This is a genomic window from Pseudomonas sp. NPDC089534 (assembly GCF_044749305.1).
In the GTDB taxonomy this organism is placed as follows: Bacteria; Pseudomonadota; Gammaproteobacteria; order Pseudomonadales; family Pseudomonadaceae; genus Aquipseudomonas; species Aquipseudomonas ekonensis.
This window is the reverse complement of the sequence record NZ_JBIVHR010000004.1, coordinates 15,944-42,105: the sequence shown is the minus strand read 5'-3', so window position 1 is coordinate 42,105 and position 26,162 is coordinate 15,944. Positions and strand designations below refer to the sequence as shown.

The following is a 26,162-nucleotide window of genomic DNA, read 5'->3' as shown; positions in this document are numbered from 1 at the left end:
GTATAGGCTTGCGCCTGAAAATTGCTGAAGCGCGCCGGAATAAGCGCAGGCGCCGGGCAACGCTTCGCGGCATAACCCGATGCCAGAGCGGCGGCGCACTGGACGAATGGCAAGGAGGGGGCTACAACGAGGCATTCAACGGAGATTGTGATGAGCCCGCGCCAACGTTTCTTCGACTGCCTGCACCGTTCGCCGCCCGCGCTGTTCGAGGCTGCGCTGTGGATCGCGGCGGAACACGACAAGGCCGTCGATCCCGAAGCGTTGCTGCGCGACCTCATGGAACTGCAGCAGCACGTCGGCGCCGGCCTGCCGATGCTGCCGGCCGGCGAACTGGCGCAGCCGCTGCTGCGGCGGATGAATGACCTGGGGTTCGCCCAGGACGACTTCTCGCCGCTGCGCCCTCAGGCCGCTTTGCTGCACAAAGTGCTGCAGACCCGTCGCGGCCAGCCGTTGGCCCTGGCGCTGATCGCCCTGGAACTGGCCCGCAGGCTGGGCATCCCGCTGGCCGGCGTCAACTTTCCGGGGCATTTCCTGCTGCGGGTGCCCGGCGCCGACCACTTGCTCGATCCCTGCGGCGGACGTCGGCTCTACCCCAACGATTGCCGCGAACTGCTGCACCGCCAGTACGGCCCGGACATGAAACTGAACGCCGAGCATCTGCAGACCGCCGAACCGCAGCAGATGCTGCAGCGCCTGTCGCGCAACCTGCGTCAGCTGCACCTGACCCACGACGATTTCATCGCCGCCCTGATCGACGCCGAGCGCGTGCTCGAACTGGGCGACGCCAACGTCGCCGACTACCTGGCCCGCGCCAGCCTGTACCAGCGCCTCGATTGCCCCAATGCCGAACGCTTCGACCTGGAGCGCGCCCTGCTGCTCAGCGACGATCCGATCCAGCGGCTGCGCCTGACCGAACGCCTGGGCCACCTGCCGCCCAACTCGATCGTCCACTGAACATGCAGGAACGAACCTCTGTGGGAGCCAGCCTGCTGGCGATTCCGGACGCCGCGAACTGTCAGTCAAACCGCATCATCGTTCATCGCCAGCAGGCTGGCTCCCACAGAAAAGCGGCTGCACCTGCCGAGCCTTTGTGCCAGCCATACCTTTGTGGGAGCCAGCCTGCTGGCGATTCCAGGCGCTGCGGACTGTCACTCAAACCGCGTGATCGTTCTTCGCCAGCAGGCCGGCTCCCACATCGGATCGGCCGGGGTCGACGGGCGAACGCACCTGGATGATCAGCAAGGCGGCGATCACCGCCGGCACCGCGCAGAAGAAGAAAATCTGCTGCACCGGAATGTGCATCGCCAGCAGCAGGCTGCCGAACAGCGGCCCGAGGATCGAACCGAAGCGCCCCACCCCCAGCGCCCAACCGGTGCCGGTGGCGCGCACGTGCGCCGGGTAGAAGTTGCTGGCGAAGGCGTTGAGCGTCAGTTGCCCGCCGATGATGCAGAACCCCGCCGCAAAGACGAAGGCCACCAGATAGCGGGGATTGTCGTGGTTGAGGCCGAGCAGCACCGTGCACAGCGCCGCCCCGGCCAGCACGCCGGACAGCAGGCGCACCTTGCGCTTGAGGCGGTCGGCGAACCAGGCCATGCAGATCGCCCCCACGGTGCCGGCGAACAGGAACATCGAGGTCACCAGGTTCGCTTCCTTGAGCGCGAGGCCGCTTTCCAGCAGCAGCGACGGCAGCCAGCTGATCATGAAATACAGCAGGATCAGGCTGACGAAAAAGGTCGACCAGATCAGCAGCGTCGGCCGTGCATAGCCGTTGCGGAACAGCTCGACCACCGTCAGCTTGCTGCCCTGCTCGCGCTCGTTCTGCTCAACGGACGCCACCGGCGGCTGCCAGTCCGGCAGCATCCGCGCGGTGACCTTGCGCAGGCGCGCATAGGGCGGCGCATCGCGCAGCAGCCGCGGCAGGGACTCGGGCAACAGCCACCACAGGAACGGGAACAGCAGCAACGGCGTCACGCCCCCGGCCAGGAACACCGCCTGCCAGCCGAAGCGGTCGATGAAACCGGCAGCGACGAACCCGCCCGCCGCGCCGCCGAACGAAAAACCGCAGGCGGCCAGCGTCACCATCAAAGTGCGCAGGCGCGGCGGCGAATATTCGGACATCAGGGCCATGGCGCTGGGCATCGCCCCGCCCATGCCGATGCCGCAGATGAAGCGCGCGACCATCAGGGTGTCCAGGGAATCGGCGAACACCATCAGCACGGTCAGGCTGGCATAGATCAGGACGCAGGCCAGCAGGATCCGCCGCACGCCGAAGCGGTCGGCCAGGGGCGTCACGGCCAGCGACCCCAGGGTCAGGCCAAGCAGGTTGGCGCTGAACACCGGACCGAACGCGGCTTTCTCAAGCCCCCAGTCCTGGGCGAGCGCCGGCACCACATAGCCGAGCACCTGGGCATCGTAGCCGTCGGTGACCAGCAGCAAGGCAAGCAGGATCAGGAGCGACCACTGGAAACGGGACACAGGACGGGCGTCGAGCGCCGCCCGGAAGCTGGCAATCTGGTTGTGCATCGCAAGGTACCTGTTTTGTTCTTATGGTTGTTTGCTGCGACAGAACCGGTGTTTCCGTGTGGGAGCCAGCCTGCTGGCGAACGCGATCTGTCAGTCACCCGAAAGGTGCCTGAGAGAACGCGACCGCCAGCGGACCGGCGCCTACAGCTGAGCGGCGCGAGGCCTCAAGGGGTGTCCGGCTGGTTCGCCGGATGGGCCTTGACGAACGCCGGATGCGCGGCGGCCAACGCCGCCACCCGACGGATCCGCGGGTAGGCGTCGAGCGAAACATTGAAGCGCTCGGCCGCGTACAGCTGCGGGATCAAGTAGACGTCGGCCAGGCACGGCCATTCGCCGAAGCAAAAGCCTTCGTCGCCGATCAGTTGTTCCACCGTCGCCAGCCCCTGGCCGATCCAGTGGCCGATCCACTCCGTCACCTGGGTTTCGTCGTGGCCCGACTGACGCAGGCGGTTGAGCACGCTGACGTTGTGCAGCGGATGCACGTCGCAGCCGATCACCGACGCCACGCCGCGCACATGGGCGCGGGCGGCGAGGTTTTCCGGCAGCAGCGGCACCTGTGGATAACGTTCCTCCAGGTACTCGATGATCGCCGGCGACTGGATCAGCAGTTCGCCGTCATCGGTGCGCAAGGCCGGCACCCGACCCTGCGGATTGATCGCCAGGTACGCCGGTTGCCGGTGCTCGCCCCCCGGCGGCGCGATCAGGTTGACCGGCAGCGCACGGTAGTCGAGCCCCTTGAGCGCCAGGGCAATGCGCACCCGGTACGACGAGGTGGAACGGTAGTAGGTGTAGAGATCCATGAGCCGCTCCTGTCAGCGTGCCGCCAGCACTTTGCCCCGGCACTCGCCGAAGCCGATGGAGGCGAAACCGTCACGGGCGCAGCGGGCGCGCAGGATGATTTCGTCACCGTCCTCAAGGAACTTGCGCACTTCGCCGGTGGCCAGCTCGACCGGTTTCTTGCCGCCCTCGGTGATCTCCAGCAGGCTGCCGAACTGGCCGCTTTGCGGACCCGACAAGGTGCCTGAACCGAACAGGTCGCCGGCCTGCAGTTGGCAGCCGTTGACGCTGTGGTGCGCGACCATCTGCGCGACGGTCCAGTACATGTATTTCGTGTTGCTCAGGGTCAGGCGGTGGGCCGGCAGGTTCTGCTCGCGCATGGCTTCGGTGAGCAGCAGCACTTCCAGTTCGATGTCGAACGCGCCGCCGGCCTGGTCGCGGTTGTCCAGCAGGTACGGCAGCGGCTGCGGATCGCCTTGCGGGCGCGCCGGCTGCGCGGTGCGGAACGGCTCCAGCGCCTCGGCGGTCACCACCCACGGCGAGACGCTGGTGATGAAGCTCTTGGACAGGAACGGCCCCAGCGGCTGATATTCCCAGGCCTGGATGTCGCGGGCCGACCAGTCGTTGAGCAGGCAGAAACCGGCGATGTGCTCGGCGGCGTCGCCGATGGCGATCGGCTCGCCCATCTCGTTGCCCTGGCCGATCCAGATGCCCAGCTCCAGTTCGTAGTCCAGGCGGGCGCAGGGGCCGAAGGTCGGCTCGCTGGCGCCGGCCGGCAGGGTTTGCCCTTTCGGACGGCGCACATCGGTGCCGGAGGCGCGGACGGTGGACGCCCGGCCGTGGTAGCCGATCGGCACGTGCTTGTAGTTGGGCAGCAGCGGGTTGTCCGGGCGGAACAGCTTGCCGACGTTCTGCGCGTGCTCGATGCCGACGTAGAAATCGGTGTAGTCGCTGATCCGCGCCGGCAGGTGCATCCGGCAATCAGCCGCCAGCGGCAGCAGCTTGGCGGCCGGGGCTTGGATCTTGGCCTGCAGGGCGCTGCCTTCGCTGAACAGTTCCAGCAGACGTGCGCGCAAGGCGACCCGTGCCTCGCGGCCGAGGGCGAAGAACGCATTCAGCTGGCCGCCACGGGTGGCTTCGACCGCTTCGCGGGCGGCGCCTTCGAACAGGCCGGCGTCCAGCGCCGCCTCCAGGTCGAAAATGCGGTCGCCGATGGCCACGCCGCTGCGCGGGGCCGAACCGTCGGCGCTGAACACGCCCAGCGGCAGGTTCTGCAACGGGAAGTCCGCATGGCCGTTGGCCGAGGCGACCCAACTGCGGGCGATGGAAGTCTGAGTCATGGGTTATCTCCGGGTCGGGTCGAACGTGACGGGCAGCGTGGCCCAGCAGGCGTCGTAATTGGATTGCAGTTGCGGGCAGTCGAGGGCGAAACGGCTCGGGCGCAGCACCTGGCTGGTCTCGAACATGAACGCCATGGTGTTGTCGATCTTCGCAGGCTTGAGGTCAGCGTTGATGGCCTTGGTGCAGGTCTCGCCGTCCGGGCCGTGGGCGCTCATGCAACTGTGCAGGGACGCGCCGCCGGGCACGAAGCCTTCGGCCTTGGCGTCGTACTCGCCCTGGATCAGGCCCATGAATTCGTTCATCAGGTTGCGGTGGAACCACGGCGGACGGAACGTCTTCTCGGCCACCATCCAGCGCGGCGGGAAGATCACGAAGTCGAGGTTGGCCAGGCCGTGCACGCTGGTCGGCGAGGTCAGCACGGTGAAGATCGACGGATCCGGGTGATCGAAACTGACCGTGCCGATGGTGTTGAACCGGCGCAGGTCGTATTTGTACGGCACGTTGTTGCCGTGCCAAGCGACCACGTCCAGCGGCGAGTGTCCGAGCTCGGCGCCCCACAGCTGGCCGAGGAACTTCTGCACCAGGGTGGTCGGCTGCCGAAGGTTCTCGTAGGCGGCGACCGGGGTCAGGAAGTCACGCGGGTTGGCCAGGCCGTTGCTGCCGATCGGCCCCAGGTCCGGCAGGCGCAGCGGTGCGCCGTGGTTCTCGGCGATGTAGCCGCGGGCCTGGGCGTCCAGCAGTTCGACGCGGAACTTCAGGCCCCGCGGCAGCACGGCGATCTCCAGCGGCCCGACCTCCAGCACGCCCAGTTCGGTGGCGATGCGCAGGCGCCCCAGTTGCGGCACCAGCAGCAGCTCGCCGTCGGCGTTGAAGAACACCCGCTCCATCGAGCGGTTGGCGGCATAGCCGTAAATGCTGATGCCGGCCGGTTTTTCGGCGCCGGCGTTGGCGGCCATGCTCACCAGACCGTCGATGAAATCGGTGGGTTCGGTGGGGATGTCCAGCGGGTTCCAGCGCAGGCGGTTGGGCGTGACGTCACCCAACGGGCCGCCGGCCAGTTGCCGGTCCAGCTTGGCGAACGCCGGGTGATTGGCCGACGGGTTGATCCGGTACATCCAGGTGCGCCGCGCTTCGCTGCGGGCCATGGTGAAGGCGGTGCCGGAAAACAGTTCGGCGTAAAGGCCGTAGGGGGCTTTCTGCGGGGAGTTCTGGCCGACGGGCAGTGCGCCGGGCAACGCTTCGCTGCTGAATTCGTTGCCGAAACCGGACTGGTAAGCCAGGTCTGAATCGAGGTTCATGGAGCCTCCTGAACAGGGAGTCGGCATGGCCCGTCGCTCTGGATCAGAGGTGTTGGCACGCCGGGGTTGTTATTGTCGTAATTCGATTACGCATAACGTAATTTGCTCGCTATCCAGCGTCAAGCTATAAAGACGCCCATTCGATCCGGGACACCGCAGCACCATGGAAAAGACCAGCGACAGCAACGGCAAACAGAAAGTGCGCTCCGCCGAGGTCGGCACCGACATCCTCAAGGCGCTGGCCGAGCTGTCGCCCGCCACCTCGCTGTCGCGCCTGGCCGAGCACGTGCAGATGCCGGCGAGCAAGGTGCACCGCTATCTGCAGGCGCTGATCGCCTCCGGGTTCGCCGAGCAGGACGCCGCCACCAACCACTACGGTCTGGGCCGCGAGGCGCTGCGCGTGGGCCTGGCCGCCCTCAACAGTATGGACGTGCTGAAAGTCGCCGCCCTGCCGCTGTCGGAACTGCGCGACGAACTCAACGAAAGCTGTTTCCTGGCGGTCTGGGGCAACCAGGGCGCAACCGTGGTGCACATCGAACCGGCGGTGCGTGCGGTGACGGTGGTGACGCAACTGGGCTCGGTGCTGCCGCTGCTCAGTTCCTCCACCGGCCTGGTCTTCAGCGCTTACCTGCCGCACCGCGAAACCGACGAGCTGCGCGAGCGGGAAACCGCCGTCGATGAGCATCCGCTGGCGGATGAGAAGGCTTACGCAAGCCTGTGCCAGCAGATCCGCGCACGGGGCCTGCACCACGTGCACGGCTTGCTGATGCCGGGGGTGGACGCGCTGTCGGCCCCGGTGTTCAACGCGGTCGGGCAGATCGCCGCCGTGCTGACCATCGTCGGCCCGACCTCGCTGTTCCACGCCGACGAAAACGGCCCGGCGGCGCAGCGGCTGCTGGCGGCGGCCCGGGCCGTGAGTTGGCGGATGGGGTATCAGCCCGAAGGTCCGGTCACCTGAGAGGCCCCGTCCGCCCACAGCGTTCAGATGAGCGTGGTTCGGCTGGCGGTGTTTTCCGTGTCATCCAGAACCTCCTGGATCGCCTCCAGCACCCGCTCGTGCAGGCGCGGCAGGCCGGCGGCCTCCGCCACCAGTTTTTCGATCGCGTAAACATCCCCAATCAAATCGATGAAGTCCTTCTTGATTGCGCTGAGCGCCGGCTTGCCGACCCCGGCCTTGCCCAGCGAGGCCAGTTCGATCAAAGCCGTCTTCAAGTGCTCCAGCGCCTTGGCCCGGTTGCCCTCCGAGTAAGCCTCGACGCCTTGAACCAGGCTCTTGGTGAACAGGAACGCGCCCAATGCGATGCCGATGGGCGCACTGACGACACCGACGGCCCCGACGGCCGTCACCACGGCGTCGAAGGCCAGTCTGCCGATGATCTCGCTCAGGCTTTCGGTCTTGTCATCGACGTCGGAAATGACCTGGCGGATCAGTTCCTCATGGCTGCGCCCCAAATCGCTCATGCGGCTGTCGGGCTCAAGGGCCGGCGCTTCGGTGAAGTTGCCCAGTTGCTCCAGGTCCGTGAGGTAGGCGCCGACCTGCGCCTGATGCCGGGCCGCCACGCGACGGCAGAAATAATCGCCCAGGCCGCCGCTCTTCACCGACGCAACGAATTCGCCGAACGGCCGCAGCTCACGGCCGTCCGGTGCGTCGGGGGTGAACAGGTAAGGCTCGGCCTTCCCGTCCACGACCAACCGGAAGACATAGACGCCCACCACCAGGCGTCCTTTCAGATGGAGCCGGAACAGCGCGCTGACCCGCACCTTTTCCGGCAATTCACCGTTGAGGGTGACGGTCTGCGACGGCTTGGGCTGCGATTGCCGCAACGCCTCGATGACGTTGTTCATCTCCTCGATGTGCGTTCGCGGCATGGGGCTGGAGAACCGGGCGTTGAGCGCGGCCGATTCCATCTGCCGCAGCAGGATGCCCACATGCACGGCGCGCTTGAGCGCCCCCTCGGGATGCGACGGCTCCAGGTCCACCGTGCGCAGCCGGTCGATGTACTTCTCGCCCGGCCGCAACGTCCTCGACCACCCGGCGATGTGACGGATATCAAGCCCCGTGAACGGGGCATGCCTGCCGGACAGCGTGAACCTCGGGTACAGCGGCTGGCCCGCCCCGTCGGCATAGAAATGCGTTTCGCTGGCAATCAATTCGGTGAGCGTCATCCTCTGCTGTTCGCTGATCTGCACATAGATCAGATCGGGATCGATCGAGATCCGCTGACCTTGCGACAACAGCAACGCTTCGGCCTCCTGCTTGATCAGGTCGCGGCAAAAGCGTTCGTAACCGAGCAGTCCGGCACCGCGCACCTTGACCACGTGCAGCGCCTTCAGCTCGCTGCCCAAACGCGTGAACCGCTGCCGAAGCGCCTGGGGTGCGGTGCGGTAGCCATAAGGGGCCTGGCTTTCCTGCTGCGCGATCAGCCAGGCACGTTCGTTGTGCACAAGCCCGTCGAGCACCCCGTCGCCGCCGTAGGGAGAAGGCGCCAGCGTCACGCCGGTCCAGTTGGCGGGCTTGAGGGGAACGGCCTTCAGATACCCCGCCAGGGAGGCGCGATCCATGGCGTGGGATTGCTGGCTGAGGTAGCTGCACCCCGCTTCATTGGCCTGGGGCATTCGCGACTCGCCGGGCTGCGGCTCGTCGACGGCCAGCCAGCCGCTGATGCCCAGGTTCAGCGCCCGGAACGAACGCCAGCCGTACCAGTCCTGTTGCCCGGGCGAACCGGGGGCGTACAGCAGCCAGTCATCGGTGTCGCCGGTTCGGTCACCGATCACCACGAGATCCTTGAGGGGACGGGTATGGGGCAGCAGGCGCAACGACGCGACGGTCAGCGCCGCATCCCCCGCCAGCGCACGCTCGATCCGCGCCAGGTTGGCATCGCTGAGATGGTCTTGCAGCCGCGCCGCCAGCGCACTCAGCAAGAGCCGGTTGCGCAGGACGTCTTTCATGGCGGCCAACACGTCGCTGCGCTCATGGGCTTCCCGGTAGGATGCCGCGAACTCCGCCCGTGCGTCCTGGCTCAGGAGTTCCATCAGCCAGGCCGGGTTCACCTCCGGATCCATGCCCGGCAAGCGGACGGAGAGCTGCGCCTCATGCATCGGATCGTGCAGGCCCCGCACCAGCATGTCGGCGATCGCCAGCGTGTCTTCCTGAACGATTGTCCGCCCGGCCACGTTGAACCCGTACCGGCTATGCACTTTGCATCGATCAAGTTCGGGTAGATGCCCGATGTTCTTTTGCAACGCCTCGCCGACCACCTGCCGCGCATAGGCCTCCAGGCTGGCGAACGTTCCCAGCCGAGCGACGAGCTCCGCCCGGCTGGCGCTCAGGCTGTCCTCAAGGTTTGCGTAGCGCAATCGGTCGGCCGCCCCGGCGGCCTTCAGCCACTGCGGCCCGGGCAAGTCGACGGGATGGAGTGCCGTGTTCATCATGTTCATGTCTGCCCCCTGAATTAATGTGCGAAGCCACTTCTGACTGGCTCCCGAAAAACAGTAATTCAGCGAAAACGGGCAGGACATGGCGAAGAGAATTCAGAATGCGCACAAGTCATACCGGATATGACTCCGCACAACGCCCGTAAAGATTCATGGCCCCTTGGTCACCTGGACCGCCGTTGCTCACCGCCACAATCCCATCGACTTCGCCCTGGCCACCGCTTGAGTCCTGCGTTCTACGCCCAGCTTGGCGTGAATGCGCCGAGTGTGGGTTTTTACAGTGTGCAATGAAATGAACAACGCATCGGCAATCTGTTGATTGGAATGCCCTTGCGCGATCAGTTCCAGCACCTGGCGCTCGCGCTGGCTCAGTGCGCCGGCTTCGGGTAGCGGGCCGGACTCCCCGTCCGCAAGGCCGGCCTCGTGCGCCAGCAGCAGGGACGCGGCACGCTGACGCAGCTCGCCCAGCACTTGCCGGGCCTGATGCTTCTCCACCCCGGCCATCGCTGTGCGCAGGGTCTCCAGGGCCTGCGCACGGCAGCCGCCCAGCCACAGGGCCTCCGCCTTGGCCAGGTGCAGCTCGGTGCACAGGGCCGCCATGCCCCCCGCCTGTGCCTGGCCCATCCAGCGGTCCAGTTGCGCCACCGCATCGGCGGGCCCCGAGCCGAGCCGGAGCCTGGCGAGCATCAGCAGATACTCGATCCGCGCAATCAGCGCCAGCGTCGCCGGCGGGGCCTGCAATGCCTGCGGGCCGCGATAGTGCTTGAGCACCCGGCTCAGCGCTTCGCATGCCAGCTCCACCCGTCCCTGCTGCAACCAGAAATGGCTGCTGACCTGCAGCAGCGCGCCACGGTAGACCGTGTCCGGAATCTGCCGCTGCTGCATCAGCCGTTCGGCATCGCGCAGGCGCACGAAGGCTTGGGCGTAGTCCCCACGGTTGGCCGCCAGTTGCGCCAGCCCGAGAAAGCCGTACAGCACGCGTTTGTCATGACTGCGCAGGCAGTCGTCCAACCCGCTGCGGAAGAACCCGGCCGCCCGGGACTGCTGGCCCATGCCCAGCGCCAGCCGGCCGCGCCGCAGCGCGATGCGGCCCAGCAACGGCGCCGGACGTTCGCCCCGCGCACTCAGCAGTTGCTGCATGTCCGCCAGCAGGCCGTCGGCACGGTCCGGCGCCCCGCGCTGTTCCAGCCATTGGGCGTGATCGAGCTCCAGCAGCCCCTCGAACAGCAATGACCCTTGAGCCCGCGCCAGACGAAGGGCCTCACGGTTGATCGCCTGCGCCCGGTCCATGTCCGCGCACAGCAGGGCCTGTTGCGTCTGCCCCGACAGGCACAGCAGACGCGCCGGCCAGGCGTCATCCCCCAGGGCCGCCAACGCCTCCTGAAAATGTTCACCGGCGGCCTCCATGCGCCCCTGCAAATGCAGCAGCCAGCCTTTCTGCGCCTGCCAACGGGCGATCAACTGTCGCTGGAGCGTCGCCGACGGCTGAGGAAGGAATCGCCCAAGGTGCTCGATCCAGGCCGTCGCCTGCCCGAAGCGCCCGGCAAACAGCAAGGCGGCGGTCATCAGGCCGATCAGTTGCGGCGAGCCGAGCATCAGCGCCTCGCCCTGGCGCTCATGCAGGCTCAGCAACAGCGCCACGGTCCGCTCCTCGAACAGGTGCTCGAAGGTGAAATGCTGCAGCAGGCTGACCGCCACTTCGTACTCTTCGGCCAGCAGCGCCTGTTCGAAGGCCGATTTCCAGTCCTGTTCGGCGGTGAACCACTGACAGGCCCGGCGATGCCAGGAACGCCCCTGCGGCCAGTGTTCGTCCATGATCAACCGGGACAGCGCCGGGAAGACCTGCAGCCACTCGGCCGAGTCCTGCCACGGCTCGATGAAGCAGCCGAGCGCCTGCAGCGTGCTCAAGTACTGCGTGCCCTCCCCGGCGCCGAACAGGTGATCGCAGAGCCCGGCGCTGAAGCGCGGAAAATGCGCCAGCACCCGCCAGGCTTCGGCCAGCTCGGGCGTGAGGCTGCTGAACAATTCGCGCTGCAGATAATCCAGCAGGGTGTCGGCACGCTGTTGCGGCAGCTCCCTTTGCGACCAGTCGCACTTTTGCAGCAGCGCCATGCGCACGCCGGCGCACCAGCCGCCCGTGTGCAGGACGATGCGCTGCGCCACAGCCTCGGCCTGCTCCGGCGGCAAGTGACGCAGCACCGGCGCGAGCTCCTTGGGCGTCAGCGCCAACGCGTGCGCCTCGCACTCGTACAGCGCGTCGTCGAGCAGCAGCCGGGGCCAGTTGCACGACGGGCGCCGGCGCGATCCGATCCACCAGACCAGCGCCGGACTGCCGGCCGCCAGCAATCGGTCGAGCAAGGCGTCCAGCAACGGATCCGGCTGGCGGCAATAGTCATCGATGAACAGCCAGGCCGGTGTCGGCCAGCGGGCCAGCGTCTCCGTCAGCGCGGCCTCGTCCGAAGCCTGCGCGCCCAGCGCCTGCGCCAGCCGCCGACAGAACCCGTCGACGGACAACGCCGCGCCCGCCAAGGGCAGCCAATGCACCGTGCAGTCCGCCGGCGCCTGCAACAGGCACTCAGTCATCAACGCCGTCTTGCCGCTGCCGGCCGGCGCGCAGACCAGACGGATCCGCGCCGTCGCCTCGAGCAACGGCCCGCTCAGGCGGCTGCGCGACTGATGATGGGGAGACAGCCTGGGCAGAAAACGGGGCGGATCCAGACACGGCGTCATGACGGTCATCGTGCGAGCCTTCTTATCGTTGTGCCGTCACCCTAGCCCTGTCCCGCGCGCTTGTTGATAAGTATTCAAGAGGCTGATCGGCCCCCATAAAAAAGGCGACCGCCCGGTCGCCTTTTGTACCGCCTGTGTATCGGAACCGTTACCGCACGCCCTCCGAACGCAGGGCCGACGGCGTGTAGTCGGCGGCCTTGGCGTCGAAGCCGAACTCGAAGCTGTGCTTCTCTTCGTTCTTCATGCCCAGGGCGATGTAGCGGCCGGCGATGATGTCGTAGAGCGCTTCGAGGGTGTACGCCTGGGCCTGGTGATCGTAGTAGTACTGGGCGTGCCCCTCGGCCACCCGCCACAGCTGGCCGCGGCCGTCGTAGTGGTCGACCAGCGCCACCTGCCAGCTGTCCTCGTCCAGGTACATGTGGCGCTTGGCGTAGATGTGCCGCTCGCTCGGCTTGACCGTGCCGACCACCTCCCAGACCCGGTGCAGCTCATAGCGGGTCAGGTCCTGGTTGATGTGCCCGGCCTTGATGATGTCGTCGTACTTGAGGCTCGGCGAATCGAGCTTGTAGCTGTTGTAGGGGATGTACATTTCCTTCTTGCCGATCAGCTTCCAGTCGTAGCGGTCCGGCGCCCCGGAGAACATGTCGAAGTTGTCCGAGGTGCGCAGGCCGTCCGCCGCCGTGCCCGGCCCGTCGTAGGCCACCTGCGGGGCGCGGCGCACCCGGCGTTGGCCGGCGTTGTAGATCCACGCCAGGCGCGGCTCCTTCACCTGGTCGAGGGTCTCGTGCACCAGCAGCACGTTGCCCGCCAGCCGCGCCGGGGCGGTCACCGACTGCTTGAAGAAGGTCAGCACGTTGGCGGCCTTCTCCGGATCCAGGTCCTTCATCAACTGCGGCACCGCGATCTCTTCCTCGAAGCGGATCGGCGTGTAGCTGCCGTTGGTCTGCGGCGTCACCTGGGTGATGATCCGCCGCAGGTTGCCGCCGTGGTAGCGGGTGATGTGGTTCCACAGCACCTCGACGCCGTTCTTGGGGATCGGGAAGGCGTAGTAGCGGTTGCCGGTGAAGTTGGCCAGGCCGTTGCCGTCGTTGATGGTGGTCACGTTCAGCGCGCTGCGCTTGGCCGACTCGTAGATCTCCGGCGGCACGGCGACGGTGCGGTGGGTCGGGTAGACCGGGATCTTGTAGGTCTCGGGGTAGCGCTTGAACATCGCCACCTGGCCGTCGGAGAGCTTGCCCTTGTACTGCTCGACGTTGGCGGCGGTGATGGTGAACAGCGGCTTCTCGCCGGCGAACGGGTCGGCCAAAAATCCTTTGCTGTCCACCGCCCCGGCGTTCTTCGGGATGCCGCCGGTCCAGGCCGGGATCGAGCCGTCGGCGTTGCCGGCCTTCTCGGCCCCCAGCGGCGTCAGGCTGGTGCCGAGCTTGTTCGCCTCTTCCGGCGAGACCGCCGCGATCACGTTGGCCGCCAGGAGGCTCAAGGCCAGGGCGCCGCATTGCAGAATCATCTTGCGCATCGGATTCATCCTTATTCGGGCAGGTCAGAAGTTCACGCCGAAGCTCAGGGCCACGAAGTCACGGTCTTCGAGGACGTTGTAGTCGCCGCCGAAAAAGTCGGTGTAGCTCAGGCTCGCGGTGTAGGTGTTGCGGTAGTCGGCATCGACCCCGACGCTGACCGCTTTGGCCCCTTCGTTGAACAGCCCGTTGGGGCCGTACCCGGCGACGTCGTGGGACCAGGACAGGTTGGGCTTGAGGTTGATGCCGCCGATCACGTTGGCGTAGTCGAGGATCGCCCGGGCCCGGTAGCCCCACGAAGTGGACGTGACGAAGCCGCCGGTGTCGCCGCCGAAACCGTACTGGCCGTACACCGAGTCGCGGCCGTAACGCAGCTTGCTGCGCGGTTCGAGGCCGCCGACCCGCACCACCGCCGCCTCGCCGACCACGGTCAGGCGTTCGGCGCCCAGCACCTGGTCGAAGAAATGGGTCAGGGTGCTCTGCACCTGGGTCACTTCCTTGCGCCGGTAGCCTTTGTTGTCGGCGCCGGGACGGGTGGCCAGCGGCGACGCCGCGCCGCCGGCGATGGGGTTGAGCATCGCCAGGGTCAGGTCGTTGGTGTTGACCTGCACCGGGGCGTTGGGCCGGTAGCTGATCTCGCCGGTCCAGGCGGTGCCGGTGGGCAGCGTGGTGGAAAAGCTGGCGCCGTAGAGGCGGATGTCTTCCGGGTATTCGAGGTAATACTGGCCGCGGCCGAGCATCACGCTCTGGGCCAGGCCGGAACCGGCGCCGGGCGCGATGCCGTTGGCGATCCCGACCATCCCCGGCAGGGCCGCCAAGGTCGAGAGCCCGGCGGTGGTGGTGCCGACCGTCGGCGTGCGGCTGTGGTAGTTCATGAAGTACAGGCCGTACTCGGTGTCTTCGCCGAGCCAGCGCAGCGCCGTGCCCCACTGCCCCGAGTCCCGCGCGTCGCGGTCGCCGCCGCGGGGAATCACCACGCCTTCGCGGGTCACCTGGATCGGCTGCCCGAACGCCGCCGCCAACGGCGCCAGCGGCGCGATCGCCGGGTTGCCGACGGTGTAGCCGGTGGTGCAGCCGTCCGCCGCCACGTCCACGCCGAAGAACGTGCCGCAGTTGTCCAGCACCGTCTGGTCCCACTCCAGCTGATAGAAGCCTTCGACCGTGAGCTTGTCGGTCAGGCCCTGGGAAGCGAACAGCATGTTCACCGGAATCAGGCCTTCCTTGATCTCCGCGCCGGGGCGGCGGAACGCCGACACGTCGATGGGGTTGATGCTGTTGATCGAGTTGCCGATGAAGGTGCTTTCGCCCCAGCTCACCACCTGCTTGCCGGCGCGCACGGTGCCCGGCAGGTCGGCGATGGAATAGTTGTGGTAGACGAACGCGTCGAGGATCTCGGCGCCCGAGGACTTGGCGCCCTCCTTGCGGCCCTTGTCGCTGATCGGCTTGAACTCGCGGTCCTCGTCCTTGAGTTCGAAGTCGTACCAGTACTTGCCGCGCACGAACACACCGGTGTCGCCGTACTTGAGCTCAAGGTCGTGAATGCCCTTGAAGATCTTGGAGAAGGTCTCGCCCTTCTTGAAGTTCAGGCGCCCGTCATCCCCGGTCGAGGACTGCCCCGTCCCGCCGTTGACCGTCCCCACCAGCGACTTGTCGGCATCGCGCAGGCCCCAGCTGGCGCCGACCGACAGGGACGAGTCGAACGTGCCCTCGATTTCCCCGATGTTGAACGAAACCGCCTGCGCCTGGGCGCAGCAACCCAAGGCCACCGCGGCGGCCAACGCCTGCGGTGTGAAGATGGCGCGCATTGTTGTTTTTGTCATGCGTCTTCCCCGGTGAGTGACAGGAGGCTCCACCCTACTGCCCCGCCACCGCGCCCGATAAGCGCACCAAGGAGGTATTCACGCTGTCGCCCGAAAGGATGAATGCCCCTGCGGGGCGGGCCTTTGCGCCGATCATGGACGGGCTGGATGGTCTACGATCAATGCCGGGCATGATGCCCGTCGTGGTGCGCGGGACTGTTGCATGCCCCGTAACAGTGCATGTCCGGAATCGGTATTTTTCCCACAGGCCCGAAACCTTATTCTGAACGGGCTTTCACGGCGGACTGCCTTGAAGCACGAAGTCCATGGCCTGCGGGTCATCGGCGACCGAATTCAGATGAACCGGAACCTTTCCGATCCATCGCACCGCTGTTCACTGACGTTGATTTGTAGCTCCTTGATCCAACGTCTTACCTTGGCCGCTGCGTTTGCAGCGGCCTTTTTTTTGGGCGATGTTTTTGCGCCGCCGACTCAGCGTTAGTCATTCATCCCGCCGCTGTCAGAAGTTTCCTTAATCAACATCGGAAACTTCTTTATTTAAATAACGAACACCCCAACTTCGTTATTTTCGTTGAATTTTCTGCCGCATTCTTCTGCAACAACTTACAGGACTCTCGGATCCGCGCACGGGACTTTCCCTGTAACTTTAAATGGCAGAGCGACTGCACGCTTTCAAACAACCAACTCTCAAATGACGAGCGTTCAAACAACGCACATTCAAAAGGACAGGAATATGCAAAGACCTCCACCCGTGAAACTGGACGCCATCCACACCAAGGCAACAGCGCCCCCCGGCTACAATCCATTGCCGGCCACGACCTTCGATGTCAGCAACAGCGGAGCCTTCCAGAAACCGCACACGTTTCCGGGCAACGTTCATATCGTCAAAGGCAGCGCGCAATCACTGGACAGCGAGTTTCAGACCCGATCCAACCAACTGGCACACACCCTCGAACAGGAACTTGCCGCCGCACGCCTTGAAGTCTCCACCCACCCCCTGCCGCCCGTCGAGGCGATTGTCCGGGAGCTGGGCGTGCGCAACACGCTGATCGCGCGCAAGACGGCCGAACTCCACCGCCAGACCGCCCTGGGCAACGTGTTCTACGGCAGCGACACTCTGGCCCGGCCGCTGAACGACTTCACGGCAAAGGCCGTGACCATGGAGCGCCCGCTCAGGCCCGACGGGATCGCCTTCCAGACCTGATCCGCGTCATACCGGGCGGCCCACGAGGCAAGGCTGCTGGCGCAGTCGCTGCAGATGCTCAACCAACAGCAGGCCAATGTGCAGAACTGGCTGGCTGCCGTTCAGGCCAACGACCGGGCGCGGATCGCCGCCGAGCAGCAAGCGCAGCAGGCCGCCGCCGAGCTGACCCGGATCAACGAGCAGGCACGGCTGGCGGCGCTGGCCGCCGAGGCACAATGCCGGCAAATGATCGAGGAAGCCGCCCGCCGCGAAAGGGAGCTGGAAGAGATCCGCATCCGCGAACAGGCGCGGCTCGCCGCATTGGCCCAGCGGATATACCAGAACATTTTAAGAGGACGCGATTGATGGATCCCATTGAGCAAACCATAAGAAATGAATCGCTCGTAGATATTTTGACGTTCTTTGGAATCGGACTCGCCTATCCTTCCCTGGATCGATTGATCGGGCGATACAGATTTGAAGTCATCGCCAATGGAGAACTTTTTAAAACATATGCGAAACTTTTCGAAGACGGCATCCTGGCCAATGGCGAGGGGCCGGTCGCAATCAAAGGGCCGAACTGGAAAGCGCCCAGGTTCATGACCGAAAAGCGATACTCCTGATGCAGCCTCCAAGAAAATCGGTGGCCGCCTACTTAGATTGAGTATCTTTGCAAATTCGCTCCAAGAGTGAATACCTAGGAACAAACCACCCCATGATGAGATTCAAGGAAAAGCTCGAGGAATACACAGAGCAGGAATACAAAGCCCTAATCACGCGCTTGTTCGAAGGAGACTACTCCTCAGAAAAGGAGCATGACGCGATAGTGGAGAGTATCGTGAAAACATCAGAACACCCTGATGGAACCGGAATCCTTTACGACCCGAGAGTGGGCGTAGAGGACAGCCCCACCGGGGTAACCAACACGATAAAACAATGGCGCGCCGCCAACGGAAAAACCGGATTCAAAACGGAAACATAGCGCCCATGAACGGGCAGGCATCCTCATCTGTCAAAGGGGCCCCGCTGGAAGCCCCCGCACTTCATGGCCGAAAACCGTTACGCGTGACGCAGGAACCGGCCACCCGGCATGCCCGGTGGCCGCCGGGCTCACAGCGAATACTTCTGCAGGTTCCCCATCATCTCCTTCAGCGCCTCGATGTTGTCCTTCGGATGCGCCGCCCCTTCGAAGTCGCAGATCTGCTGCCAGTGCGCCGCCACATCCTGCGGCGAGAAGCCGACGCGCGGATCGAACCCGGCGCCCAGGCTGCGCTCCCAGCGCACCTTGCCCATCCAGCCGCCGCCGACCTCGAACAGGCCTGCGGTCTCCTGGCAGTTTTCGCTGGCCAGGTACACCACCAACGGGCTGACCAGTTCCGGCTTGAGCTGTTCGAACACCTGCGGCGGGATCAGGCCTTCGGTCATGCGGGTGCCGCCGGTGGGGGCGATGGCGTTGACCAGGATGTTGTTCTTGCGGCCTTCGATGGCCAGGGTGCGGGTCAGGCCGTACAGGCCGAGCTTGGCCATGCCGTAGTTGGACTGGCCGAAGTTGCCGTAGATGCCGGAGGTCGACGCGGTGAAGATCACCCGGCCGTAGTTCTGCTCGCGCAGGTGCGGCCAGGCGGCGCGGGTGACCTTGTAGGCGCCTTCGACGTGGACGCGGTAGACCAGGTCCCAATCGGCGTCGTCCATCTTGTGGAAGGTCTTGTCGCGCAGGATCCCGGCGTTGTTGACCACCACGTCGACGCGGCCGAACGCATCCAGCGCGTTCTGCACGAGTTTGTCGCCGTCGGTGACCGAGTCGTGGTTGGCCTCGGCGATGCCGCCGGCCTCGCGGATTTCCGCGACGACCCGGTCGGCGGCCGATGCGTTGGCGCCCTCGCCCTGGGCCGATCCGCCGAGGTCGTTGACCAGCACTTTGGCGCCCTGCCTGGCGAACAGCAACGCGTGGGCCCGCCCCAGGCCGCCGCCGGCTCCGGTGACGATCACGACTTTGTCTTCGAAACGCACAGATTCATTCATCGCAGGGACTCCAGCAGGCCTGAGGGACAGAGAGCCCGAGTGTCAGGCACCGGGCATGCAGTCACAACGAACACGGCTGGAGCTGAATGGTGGGCGATAAGGCTGGGGGATGATGAAAGCCTGCACAGGGGCAGCCCCCCTGCGCACAGGCTTCAGGAACACGCCGCCTTGAGCGGCGGCTGCACGAGGTGATCGCGGAACTCCAGGTAATGCTTGAGCACCTGCGCCGGCGCTTCGGTCTGGGGGTAATGGCCGATGCCCGGCAGCAGCACCGCGTCCGCATCCGGAATGAGCTGGCGGTAGCGCTCGACCATGTGCCCGCCGGAGATCGGATCGGTTTCGCCGTCGATCACCCGCAGCGGGATGTCGCCGCGCTGCATGGCCGCGACCCAACGGTCGCGCTGCACCCGCCGCTCGGGGATGTAGCCGATCAGCTTGTGCATGATCCGCGGCCCGTGGTTGCTCTCGATCAGGCTCCAGAAGTCATCCAGCTCGCTTTCGCTGGGACGGCTCTGCGGACCGAAGATCTGCCGGAAGCTTTTCGCCAGGCCTTCGCGGCTGAACGCACGGCCGATCATCCAGCCCAACGGGCTGAGCAGCAGCTTTTGCATCAGCACCGGACGGTGGGTTTCCGGGAACAGCCCGCCGTTGAGGAACACGCAACTGGCCACCTCGATCAGGCCGTCGCCGTGCCGGGCGAGCAGTTCCTGGGCAACGCTGTCGCCGTAATCGTGGGCCAACAGGTGAAGCGGCTGTTCGACCTTCAGGTGCGCGAGCAACGCCTGTTGCAGGTCGGCCTGCTCCAGCAGGCTGTAGGTGTGGTTCAAGGGCTTGGCCGAATCGCCGAAACCGAGCATGTCGCAGGCGATCACCCGGTAGCGCTGGGCCAGCGGCTGCCAGAGGTAATGCCAGTCCCAGCTGGCGGTCGGGAAGCCATGGATCAGCAGCAGCGGCTCGCCCTGTCCGCACGTCCAGTAACGGATCGGCTGGCCACGGAAGACAAACGTGCGGCTGCGCTTGCGCCAGACGCTCAGCGGAATCTCGGTCAGAGGCATCAGAGTCGGTATCCCGCGTCTTGTTGATCGAGTTTGCGCAGCAGCGCCGGCCAGGCCAGCGCGCCGCCCATGCCCTGGGCGCTCTTGGTGACGCCGGCGATCATCGCCCGGGCACCGGCCAGGATCTGCGGTTCGATGGGGATCAGCTCGGCGCCGCCGGCCTGGGCCATCACCTGGATGTCGCAGGCGCGCTGGAAGGTGAACATCATCAGGAAGGTGTCGGCGATGGTGCCGCCGCAGGTCAGCAGGCCGTGGTTGTGCAGCATCAGGAAACCGCTGTCGCCCAGGTCGGCCTGCAGCCGCGCCTTTTCCTCGTGGTTCAGCGCCACGCCCTCGTAGGCGTGATACCCCAGGCTCGACAGCACGAACAGCGACTGCTGGCTGATCGGCAGCACCCCTTGGCGCTGCGCCGACACCGCCACGCCGGACGCGGTGTGGGTGTGCAGCACGCAGGCCACGTCGTGCCTCACTTCGTGCACGGCGCTGTGGATGGTGTAGCCGGCGGGATTGATCTCGTAGGGGCTGTCCATGAGTTTGCGGCCGGCCAGGTCGACCTTCACCAGGCTCGACGCGGTGATCTCGTGGAACATCAGACCGAACGGGTTGATCAGGAAATCTTCGGTGCCGGGCACCTTGGCGGAGATGTGGGTGAAGATCAGGTCATCCCAGCCATGCAGGGCGACCAGACGGTAACAGGCGGCGAGATCGACGCGGGTCTGCCACTCCGCGGCACTGACCTGGTCTTTGACATTCTGGGACGACGGGACGGGGGCTACGCTCACTGTATGCACCTCTGCGTTCTTATTGTTCTGCACGTGACAGCAGTCTAGTCAGCCACCGAAGATCGTGTAGTTGCATTGGTAGCCAGCTTGATGACTGAGCGGGTCAGAAAGGCCAGGGCCTTGGATCCATGTCAAAGCACCGACGCCAGCAAAGGGGCGGCGAACAGATTGAGCAGCCCGGTCAGCACCATCACCAGCCCGGCCACCGAGCCTTCCTCGCCGCCCACTTCATGGGCCCGGCTGACACCCGCGCCATGGGCCCCGACCCCGAACAGCGCACCGCGCGCCAAGGCACTGCGCAGCGGCAGCCACTTGAGCAGCACGCCGCCCAGCAGGGCGCCGAACACGCCGGTGAACATCACGAACACCGCCGTCAGTTCCGGCACGCCGCCCAGGTCCTGCGCCAGCGGCATGGCGAACGGCGTGGTGATCGAGCGCGGCACCAGCGACAGCGTCACCGAGCTGTCCAGCGCCAGCGCCCGGGCCAGCCCGAACGACGTCGCGACCGACGCCGCGCTGCCCGCCAGCATGCCCAGCAACAGGGCCGGCCAATGCCGCATCAGCAGGCGCCGCTGCTGCCAGATCGGCACCGCGAACGCGACGGTGACAGGACCCAGCACCTGCATCAGCCAGCGGGTGTCGCTCGAATACTCGGCATAGGCGGTGTGCAGCGGCACCGCGAGGGCCAGCAGCAGCGCCGGCACCAGGATCAGGGGCGACAGCACATAGCGCCCGGTGCGCCGGTACAGCCAGCGGCTGAACAGGTACGCGAGCAGCGTGAAGGCCAGCCAGAACAACGGCATCGGTTCATACGTCATGGGAACGCCTCAGGCGCACGGCCAGCTCCACGGTGAACGCCGTCACCAGCATCACCATCAATGTGCTGGCGCCGATCACCAGCGCGATCCGCCAGCCGTCATCGCGCAGCAAGGCGCCGTGATCCAGCAGGCTCATCAGCGCGGGAATGAAGAACAGCAGCATCTCGGCCATCAGCAGCCCGGCGCCCAACTGCAACGCCGCCGGCTTGACCCGGCCGGACGCGAACGCCAGCAGCAGCAGCGCCATGCCGATCACCCCGCCGGGAATCGGCCAGGCCAGCCACTCGGCGAACCGGCAGCCGAGCAGATACAGGCCCAGCAGCACGGCCAGTTCAGCCAACAGACGGGAAAGACGCTTGATCATGGTTTCGCTCCTCATAAGCGGCCATTTTACGAAGCGGCCTGCCATCCCCGAAGCGAATTGTTAGACTCACAGCCATTCCAATCCGGAATCAGGCCATGGAATTCAAACAGCTGCGCAGTTTCGTCGAAGTCATGCATCAGGGCGGGTTCACCCAGGCCGCCAAGACGTTGCACATCAGTCAGTCCGCCGTGAGCAAGCAAGTTGCGCAACTGGAACAGAGCCTGGGCACGCCGCTGCTCGAACGCCTCGGCTCGCAGTTGCGCCTGACCGCCGCCGGCAGCGTGGTGCTGCAACGGGCCGAAGGCATGCTGCGCCTGCGCAACGAGTTGCTCAGCGAACTGGACGACCTGAGCCAACTGGCCCGCGGCGAACTGCGCCTGGGCCTGCCCCTGCTGGGCAGCGACGCGTTGTTCGCCGGGCTGTTCGCCGAGTACCGGCGGCGCTATCCGAACATCGCCATTCACTTGCTGGAGGGCGGCAGCCGCCATGTCGAGCAGGCGGTGCTCAGCGGCGAACTGGAACTGGGGGGCAGCCTGCTGCCGAAAGACCCGCAGTTCGACTTCCAACCGTTCTGCGACGAACCGCTGGATGCCTTGCTGCCGGTGGATCATCCGCTGGCCGGCAAGGGAGACATCGGCCTGGAGGAACTGGCGGACACGCCGTTCCTTCTGTATCAGCGCAGCTTCGTGCTCAACGACCGCCTGCTTCAGGCCTGCCAGCAACTGGGCTTCACCCCGAAGGAAGGCGGACGCAGCGGTCAGGCGGACTTTCTCGCTGCGCTGGTCGCCGCCGGACAGGGCGTGGTGCTGCTGCCCAGCGTGGTGGCCCGCGCCCTGGAGCGTCCGGGCGTGGTGCGCCTGACCTTGAGGGCGCCGGACACCCTGCGCTGGGACATCGCGTTCATCTGGCGCAGCGGCGCCTACCTGTCGAAAGCGGCGCAGGCCTGGCTGGCGCTGCTGCGCGAGCGGGCGGTCAGCCCTTGAGCGCGGCGATCAGCCCGGCAAGCCATGGCTCGGCATCGGTTTCCGGGGTGACGCTTTCGCTGGCGTCCAGACGCAGCATGTCCTGCACTTCCCGCAGGCCCAGCTCGGCGAACAGTTCGCGCATCTGCTCGCCGCCGCCGCAGAAGGTCTCGCCGTAGCTGGCGTCGCCCAGGGCGATCACCGCGCCGGGGAGGCCGCGCCAGGCCGCCGGCAATTGATCGCGCAGCGTCGAATGCAGGGGCTGCAGGTTGTCCGGCAGTTCGCCCATGCCGGTGGTCGAGGTCACGGCCAGGAACGCTTCAGGGCCGAACGCCTGGAGGTCGGCCAGGTTCGCGCGCGGGTTGTAGAAGGTTTCCAGCCCCGCCGCCTTCATGAGGCTCTGGGCATGGCGGGCGACTTCTTCGGCGGTGCCGTAGACCGAGCCGGAGAGAATGGCGACTTTCATCAATCTGATCCCGAAACTGAAAAAATGAGCGGCGATAGTAACAGCCGGACGCGCAACGCTGCGATCGGCTCTCAACAAGCGCTACTGGCCAGTAGACAGCGTCCGGCGATCTTCTAGAATGCCAGCGGTCGACAACCCTGAAAGGATTCAACAATGATCAATGCCAACCTGCTGCAAATGGTGATCAACGCGTCGAACGACGGGATCGTGGTGGCCGAACGCGAAGGTGAACAGGACAACATCCTGATTTACGTGAACCCGGCCTTCGAGCGCCTGACCGGCTACACCAGCGAAGAGATCCTCTATCAGGACTGCCGCTTCCTGCAGTCCGGCGACCGCGACCAGGACAACCTGGCGCTGATCCGCAATGCGCTGCAAGAGGGCGGATCGTGCCGCGAGATCCTGCGCAACTACCGCAAGGACGGCACGCCGTTCTACAACGAGCTGTCCCTGTCGACCGTGAAAGGCGCCGAAGACGGACAGACGTATTTCGTGGGTGTGCAGAAGGATGTGACCGTTCAGGTCAAGGCGCAGCAGCGGGTGATCCAGCTCGAAGCCCAGGTGGCGGCGCTGGAAGCGGAACTGGCCGCCCTGAAAGCGACGAACGGTTCAAACAAAGCGGCGAACTAATGGTCATTAACTACAATCACCAATGACTTTGTAATTATTTATTTCGAGCTAGCCATGCAACGCGACGCCCTCCTGACCCAGGATGAGCTGGATTTCATCCAGACCATGCAACACAACCCGCAACTGAACGTGCGGGATGCGACGTCGAGTCTCATGGTCAACGGCGGTTCACAGATCCGCGACCTGCTCACGCGCCTGGCGGCCCATGAGCAGGTCACCATTCAGGCCAGCTTCGAAAACCAGCAGATGACGTTCCCGCTGCACCTGGTCGAGGATGAGTTCCACGCCCTGCATCTGCGCCTGGGCGTGCCGAGCATCTACGAGGACGGCCCGATGGTGCGGCCGTGGCGACTGGTTCTCGAAGAGCCGGTGGCGCTGGAGAACGCCAAGGGGCAGCCGGGCATGCTCTGGGTGCACGAGGTTTCGCACAAGGGCGTCCTGCTGGAAGTGCGCAACAAGACCAAACCGCCGAAGCACTTCGCCCTGTGGTTCAGCCCGTCGGGCTATGAGCGGATCTCGCTGCGCGGCACCTTCGAACGGGAAACCGAGCAAGGCTTCTACGCCTACGCGCTGAACCAGAGCGACGCCGACGAAACCGAGCGCCTGCGCCAGTTCATCCTGCAACAGCATCGCCTGTCGCACCCCGCCCTGCACACCTGAGTTTCAGGTATCCAGGTTCCCCGCCAGGAACCTCACCATCCGCTGACGCATGGTCGCGCCCTCGTTGCCCAGGCAACCGATGGACGACCCCGCCAGGCTCTCCTGCGCAAGATCCGCCGCGTCGCCGGCCAGCATCAGTTGGCAATCCAGGCTCAAGGCCAGGCGGTTGAGGCGCCGCGGCAGCTCCGGCGACGGCGCATGGTTGGAGAACAGCACCAGCGCCTGAGGCTTGATCTTTTCGCAGACCAGGGTCAGTTCATCGAACGGTTGCCCCGTGGTCAGCACCCGCACCCCCGCATCGCTCTCGCTGAGGAACAGCGCAGCCACCAGCAGCTCAAGTTCGCGGCACTGGCCGGACAGGGCGCTGACGATCACCTTGCGCGGCTGCGATCCGCGCAGCATGACGACGCGCTGCAGCACACGGGCCCGCAGGAAACCGTCGAGGAACAGCCATTCGCTGGTCTGCCCGAACGCCTCCTGACGCTGCAGCATCTGCAGCCACAGCGGCATCAGGATGTCCTGGAACACCACGGGCAACGCATAGGAAGAGAAAATCTGGCCGTAGACGCGATCCAATTCCTGATCGTCGAACGAGCTGACCGCCCGGCGCACCTGTTCTTGCCACTGGAGGTAATCGGTCTGAACCAGTTCGTCGGGGATGATGTGGGCCAAGGCCTTTCTCGGCTCGGTCCTGGCCAGGATCTTGCCGACCTTGCTCACCGACACGCCGCGGTCGATCCAGTCGACGATGCTGCGCACGCGCTCGATATCGGTCACGGAGTACAGGCGGTGCCCGCTTTCGGTGCGCGTCGGCTGGATCAAGCCGTAGCGTCGCTCCCACGCCCGCAGCGTGACCGGGTTGACGCCGGTCAGCCGAGCCACTTCGCGTATGGGAAACAGCTCTTCGCGCTCGAGCGCGTCAGAGGCCTGCGATGCAAGGCGAAGCTCGTTGATGACAGGCATTGGCGGACGCACATCCTTGTTGGCGTTGGCGACAGGATCTGCTCGCATTCTACTCCTGATGCCCTGTGGCGGTTCAAGCCATGAACAGCGACGAATGTCGCTGTTTTCAACGAGGAAATCCGGAATAATCCTTGCTTGTCGAAAAACGCGGCCCATCACCCCGGCGCCGCGTTCAGGCGTGGCTCCTATCCGGAGCGACGCATTTGCAATACGGAGATACAAAATGTCTGCATCCCCCGTCACGCTGATGGTGGCCCGCCGCGTCGCCGAAGGCCGTTATCAGGACTTGATCGCCTGGCTGCGCGAAGGCGAACAACTGGCCACCGACTTTCCCGGCTACCTGGGTTCCGGCGTGCTCGCCCCGCCGCCCGACGACAACGAATTTCAGATCATCTTCCGCTTCGTCGACGAACAGACGCTGCACGCCTGGGAGCATTCCGCCTCGCGAACCGCTTGGCTTGCCCGCGGCAGCGACCTGTTCGCCCATCCGAAGGAACACCGGGTCAGCGGCATCGAAGGCTGGTTCGGCGCCGCCGGGCAACGGCCGCCGCGCTGGAAGCAAGCGGTGGCGATCTGGCTGGCGTTCTTTCCGGTGTCGCTGCTGTTCAATTTCGTGCTGGGCCCGTTGCTCGCCGACATGAGCCTGCTGCCGCGGGTGTTCGTCAGCACGCTGTGCCTGACGCCCTTGATGGTCTACTTCTTCATTCCGCTCTCGACAAGGCTGCTCGCCAACTGGCTGAACGCAACGCCGGCGCGCCGGGCGTCCGCGCAACCCTCCACGCAAAACCCGTGACGCCCGCCGCCCTGCCGCAGCGGCTT

At 65.5% G+C, this 26,162-nt stretch carries 25 protein-coding genes; 10 read left to right on the top strand and 15 right to left on the bottom strand.

Features of this window, described 5'->3' with window-relative positions; all coding sequences use genetic code 11:
• Positions 1-150 precede the first annotated feature (150 nt).
• Positions 151-954 (top strand): SirB1 family protein, encoded by an 804-nt coding sequence (locus tag ACIP0B_RS02105; protein WP_400829438.1) that lies wholly within the window; start codon positions 151-153, stop codon positions 952-954.
• A 198-nt stretch (positions 955-1,152) separates the two neighbouring features.
• Here the strand turns inward: ACIP0B_RS02105 and ACIP0B_RS02100 are convergent, their stop codons facing one another.
• From ACIP0B_RS02100 to hmgA, 4 genes are all read right to left on the bottom strand, one after another.
• The gene (locus ACIP0B_RS02100; protein WP_400829436.1) at positions 1,153-2,523 is read right to left on the bottom strand and encodes an MFS transporter; all 1,371 of its coding nucleotides are present in this window, start codon (positions 2,521-2,523) and stop codon (positions 1,153-1,155) included.
• A 164-nt stretch (positions 2,524-2,687) separates the two neighbouring features.
• Entirely contained in the window at positions 2,688-3,323 is a 636-nt protein-coding gene (gene maiA / locus ACIP0B_RS02095; protein WP_400829434.1) for a maleylacetoacetate isomerase, read from the bottom strand.
• Positions 3,324-3,335: 12 nt separating this feature from the next.
• Positions 3,336-4,640, bottom strand: a complete 1,305-nt coding sequence (gene fahA / locus ACIP0B_RS02090; RefSeq protein ID WP_400829432.1) for a fumarylacetoacetase — start codon at positions 4,638-4,640, stop codon at positions 3,336-3,338.
• Positions 4,641-4,643: 3 nt separating this feature from the next.
• The gene (gene hmgA, locus ACIP0B_RS02085; protein WP_400829430.1) at positions 4,644-5,939 is read right to left on the bottom strand and encodes a homogentisate 1,2-dioxygenase; all 1,296 of its coding nucleotides are present in this window, start codon (positions 5,937-5,939) and stop codon (positions 4,644-4,646) included.
• Positions 5,940-6,102: 163 nt separating this feature from the next.
• On the opposite strand from hmgA, the gene ACIP0B_RS02080 reads away from it, so the two are divergent.
• On the top strand, positions 6,103-6,897 hold the full coding sequence (locus ACIP0B_RS02080; protein ID WP_400829428.1) for an IclR family transcriptional regulator: 795 nt from the start codon (positions 6,103-6,105) through the stop codon (positions 6,895-6,897).
• Positions 6,898-6,920: 23 nt separating this feature from the next.
• On the opposite strand, the gene ACIP0B_RS02075 is transcribed toward ACIP0B_RS02080, so the two are convergent.
• The 4 genes from ACIP0B_RS02075 to ACIP0B_RS02060 all read right to left on the bottom strand — a co-directional run bounded on the left by ACIP0B_RS02075 (position 6,921) and on the right by ACIP0B_RS02060 (position 15,438).
• Positions 6,921-9,377, bottom strand: coding sequence for a dermonecrotic toxin domain-containing protein (locus tag ACIP0B_RS02075; protein WP_400829426.1), 2,457 nt, complete (start codon positions 9,375-9,377; stop codon positions 6,921-6,923).
• A 180-nt stretch (positions 9,378-9,557) separates the two neighbouring features.
• On the bottom strand, positions 9,558-12,113 hold the full coding sequence (locus tag ACIP0B_RS02070) for a LuxR C-terminal-related transcriptional regulator (protein WP_400829424.1): 2,556 nt from the start codon (positions 12,111-12,113) through the stop codon (positions 9,558-9,560).
• A 139-nt stretch (positions 12,114-12,252) separates the two neighbouring features.
• Complete coding sequence (locus tag ACIP0B_RS02065) at positions 12,253-13,620, bottom strand: DUF1329 domain-containing protein (RefSeq protein WP_400829422.1); 1,368 nt, start codon at positions 13,618-13,620, stop codon at positions 12,253-12,255.
• 24 nt (positions 13,621-13,644) lie between these two features.
• Complete coding sequence (locus ACIP0B_RS02060) at positions 13,645-15,438, bottom strand: DUF1302 domain-containing protein (RefSeq protein ID WP_400829420.1); 1,794 nt, start codon at positions 15,436-15,438, stop codon at positions 13,645-13,647.
• Positions 15,439-16,189: 751 nt separating this feature from the next.
• Between ACIP0B_RS02060 and ACIP0B_RS02055 the strand changes: the two genes are divergently transcribed.
• From ACIP0B_RS02055 to ACIP0B_RS02040, 4 genes are all read left to right on the top strand, one after another.
• The gene (locus tag ACIP0B_RS02055; RefSeq protein WP_400829418.1) at positions 16,190-16,642 is read left to right on the top strand and encodes a hypothetical protein; all 453 of its coding nucleotides are present in this window, start codon (positions 16,190-16,192) and stop codon (positions 16,640-16,642) included.
• 54 nt (positions 16,643-16,696) lie between these two features.
• A complete protein-coding gene (locus ACIP0B_RS02050) occupies positions 16,697-16,987 on the top strand; it encodes a hypothetical protein (RefSeq protein WP_400829416.1) in 291 nt (96 codons plus the stop codon).
• Entirely contained in the window at positions 16,987-17,244 is a 258-nt protein-coding gene (locus tag ACIP0B_RS02045) for an immunity protein (protein WP_400829414.1), read from the top strand. The genes ACIP0B_RS02050 and ACIP0B_RS02045 overlap by 1 nt, the downstream gene beginning before the upstream one ends.
• A 92-nt stretch (positions 17,245-17,336) precedes the next feature.
• Complete coding sequence (locus ACIP0B_RS02040; RefSeq protein ID WP_400829412.1) at positions 17,337-17,603, top strand: bacteriocin immunity protein; 267 nt, start codon at positions 17,337-17,339, stop codon at positions 17,601-17,603.
• A gap of 128 nt (positions 17,604-17,731) precedes the next feature.
• On the opposite strand, the gene ACIP0B_RS02035 is transcribed toward ACIP0B_RS02040, so the two are convergent.
• From ACIP0B_RS02035 to ACIP0B_RS02015, 5 genes are all read right to left on the bottom strand, one after another.
• Complete coding sequence (locus tag ACIP0B_RS02035) at positions 17,732-18,643, bottom strand: SDR family oxidoreductase (protein ID WP_400829410.1); 912 nt, start codon at positions 18,641-18,643, stop codon at positions 17,732-17,734.
• A gap of 152 nt (positions 18,644-18,795) precedes the next feature.
• Positions 18,796-19,698, bottom strand: coding sequence for an alpha/beta fold hydrolase (locus ACIP0B_RS02030; protein WP_400829408.1), 903 nt, complete (start codon positions 19,696-19,698; stop codon positions 18,796-18,798).
• Positions 19,698-20,480 (bottom strand): class II aldolase/adducin family protein, encoded by a 783-nt coding sequence (locus tag ACIP0B_RS02025; RefSeq protein ID WP_400829406.1) that lies wholly within the window; start codon positions 20,478-20,480, stop codon positions 19,698-19,700. The genes ACIP0B_RS02030 and ACIP0B_RS02025 overlap by 1 nt, the downstream gene beginning before the upstream one ends.
• Before the next feature lie 131 nt (positions 20,481-20,611).
• A complete protein-coding gene (locus ACIP0B_RS02020) occupies positions 20,612-21,298 on the bottom strand; it encodes an LrgB family protein (RefSeq protein ID WP_400829404.1) in 687 nt (228 codons plus the stop codon).
• A complete protein-coding gene (locus ACIP0B_RS02015) occupies positions 21,288-21,662 on the bottom strand; it encodes a CidA/LrgA family protein (RefSeq protein WP_400829402.1) in 375 nt (124 codons plus the stop codon). The genes ACIP0B_RS02020 and ACIP0B_RS02015 overlap by 11 nt, the downstream gene beginning before the upstream one ends.
• A gap of 95 nt (positions 21,663-21,757) precedes the next feature.
• Between ACIP0B_RS02015 and ACIP0B_RS02010 the strand changes: the two genes are divergently transcribed.
• The gene (locus tag ACIP0B_RS02010) at positions 21,758-22,645 is read left to right on the top strand and encodes a LysR family transcriptional regulator (protein ID WP_400829400.1); all 888 of its coding nucleotides are present in this window, start codon (positions 21,758-21,760) and stop codon (positions 22,643-22,645) included.
• Here the strand turns inward: ACIP0B_RS02010 and ACIP0B_RS02005 are convergent.
• Entirely contained in the window at positions 22,635-23,090 is a 456-nt protein-coding gene (locus ACIP0B_RS02005) for a flavodoxin (RefSeq protein ID WP_400829398.1), read from the bottom strand. The two genes, ACIP0B_RS02010 and ACIP0B_RS02005, sit on opposite strands and share 11 nt — an antisense overlap.
• A gap of 153 nt (positions 23,091-23,243) precedes the next feature.
• On the opposite strand from ACIP0B_RS02005, the gene ACIP0B_RS02000 reads away from it, so the two are divergent.
• Together ACIP0B_RS02000 and ACIP0B_RS01995 are read left to right on the top strand one after the other, a co-directional pair.
• Positions 23,244-23,720, top strand: a complete 477-nt coding sequence (locus ACIP0B_RS02000) for a PAS domain-containing protein (RefSeq protein WP_400829396.1) — start codon at positions 23,244-23,246, stop codon at positions 23,718-23,720.
• A 54-nt stretch (positions 23,721-23,774) separates the two neighbouring features.
• Complete coding sequence (locus ACIP0B_RS01995) at positions 23,775-24,380, top strand: hypothetical protein (protein ID WP_400829394.1); 606 nt, start codon at positions 23,775-23,777, stop codon at positions 24,378-24,380.
• Positions 24,381-24,383: 3 nt separating this feature from the next.
• On the opposite strand, the gene ACIP0B_RS01990 is transcribed toward ACIP0B_RS01995, so the two are convergent.
• The gene (locus tag ACIP0B_RS01990; RefSeq protein ID WP_400829542.1) at positions 24,384-25,343 is read right to left on the bottom strand and encodes a MerR family transcriptional regulator; all 960 of its coding nucleotides are present in this window, start codon (positions 25,341-25,343) and stop codon (positions 24,384-24,386) included.
• Positions 25,344-25,566: 223 nt separating this feature from the next.
• Between ACIP0B_RS01990 and ACIP0B_RS01985 the strand changes: the two genes are divergently transcribed.
• Positions 25,567-26,136, top strand: a complete 570-nt coding sequence (locus tag ACIP0B_RS01985) for an antibiotic biosynthesis monooxygenase (protein ID WP_400829392.1) — start codon at positions 25,567-25,569, stop codon at positions 26,134-26,136.
• The last annotated feature ends 26 nt before the right edge of the window (positions 26,137-26,162 follow it).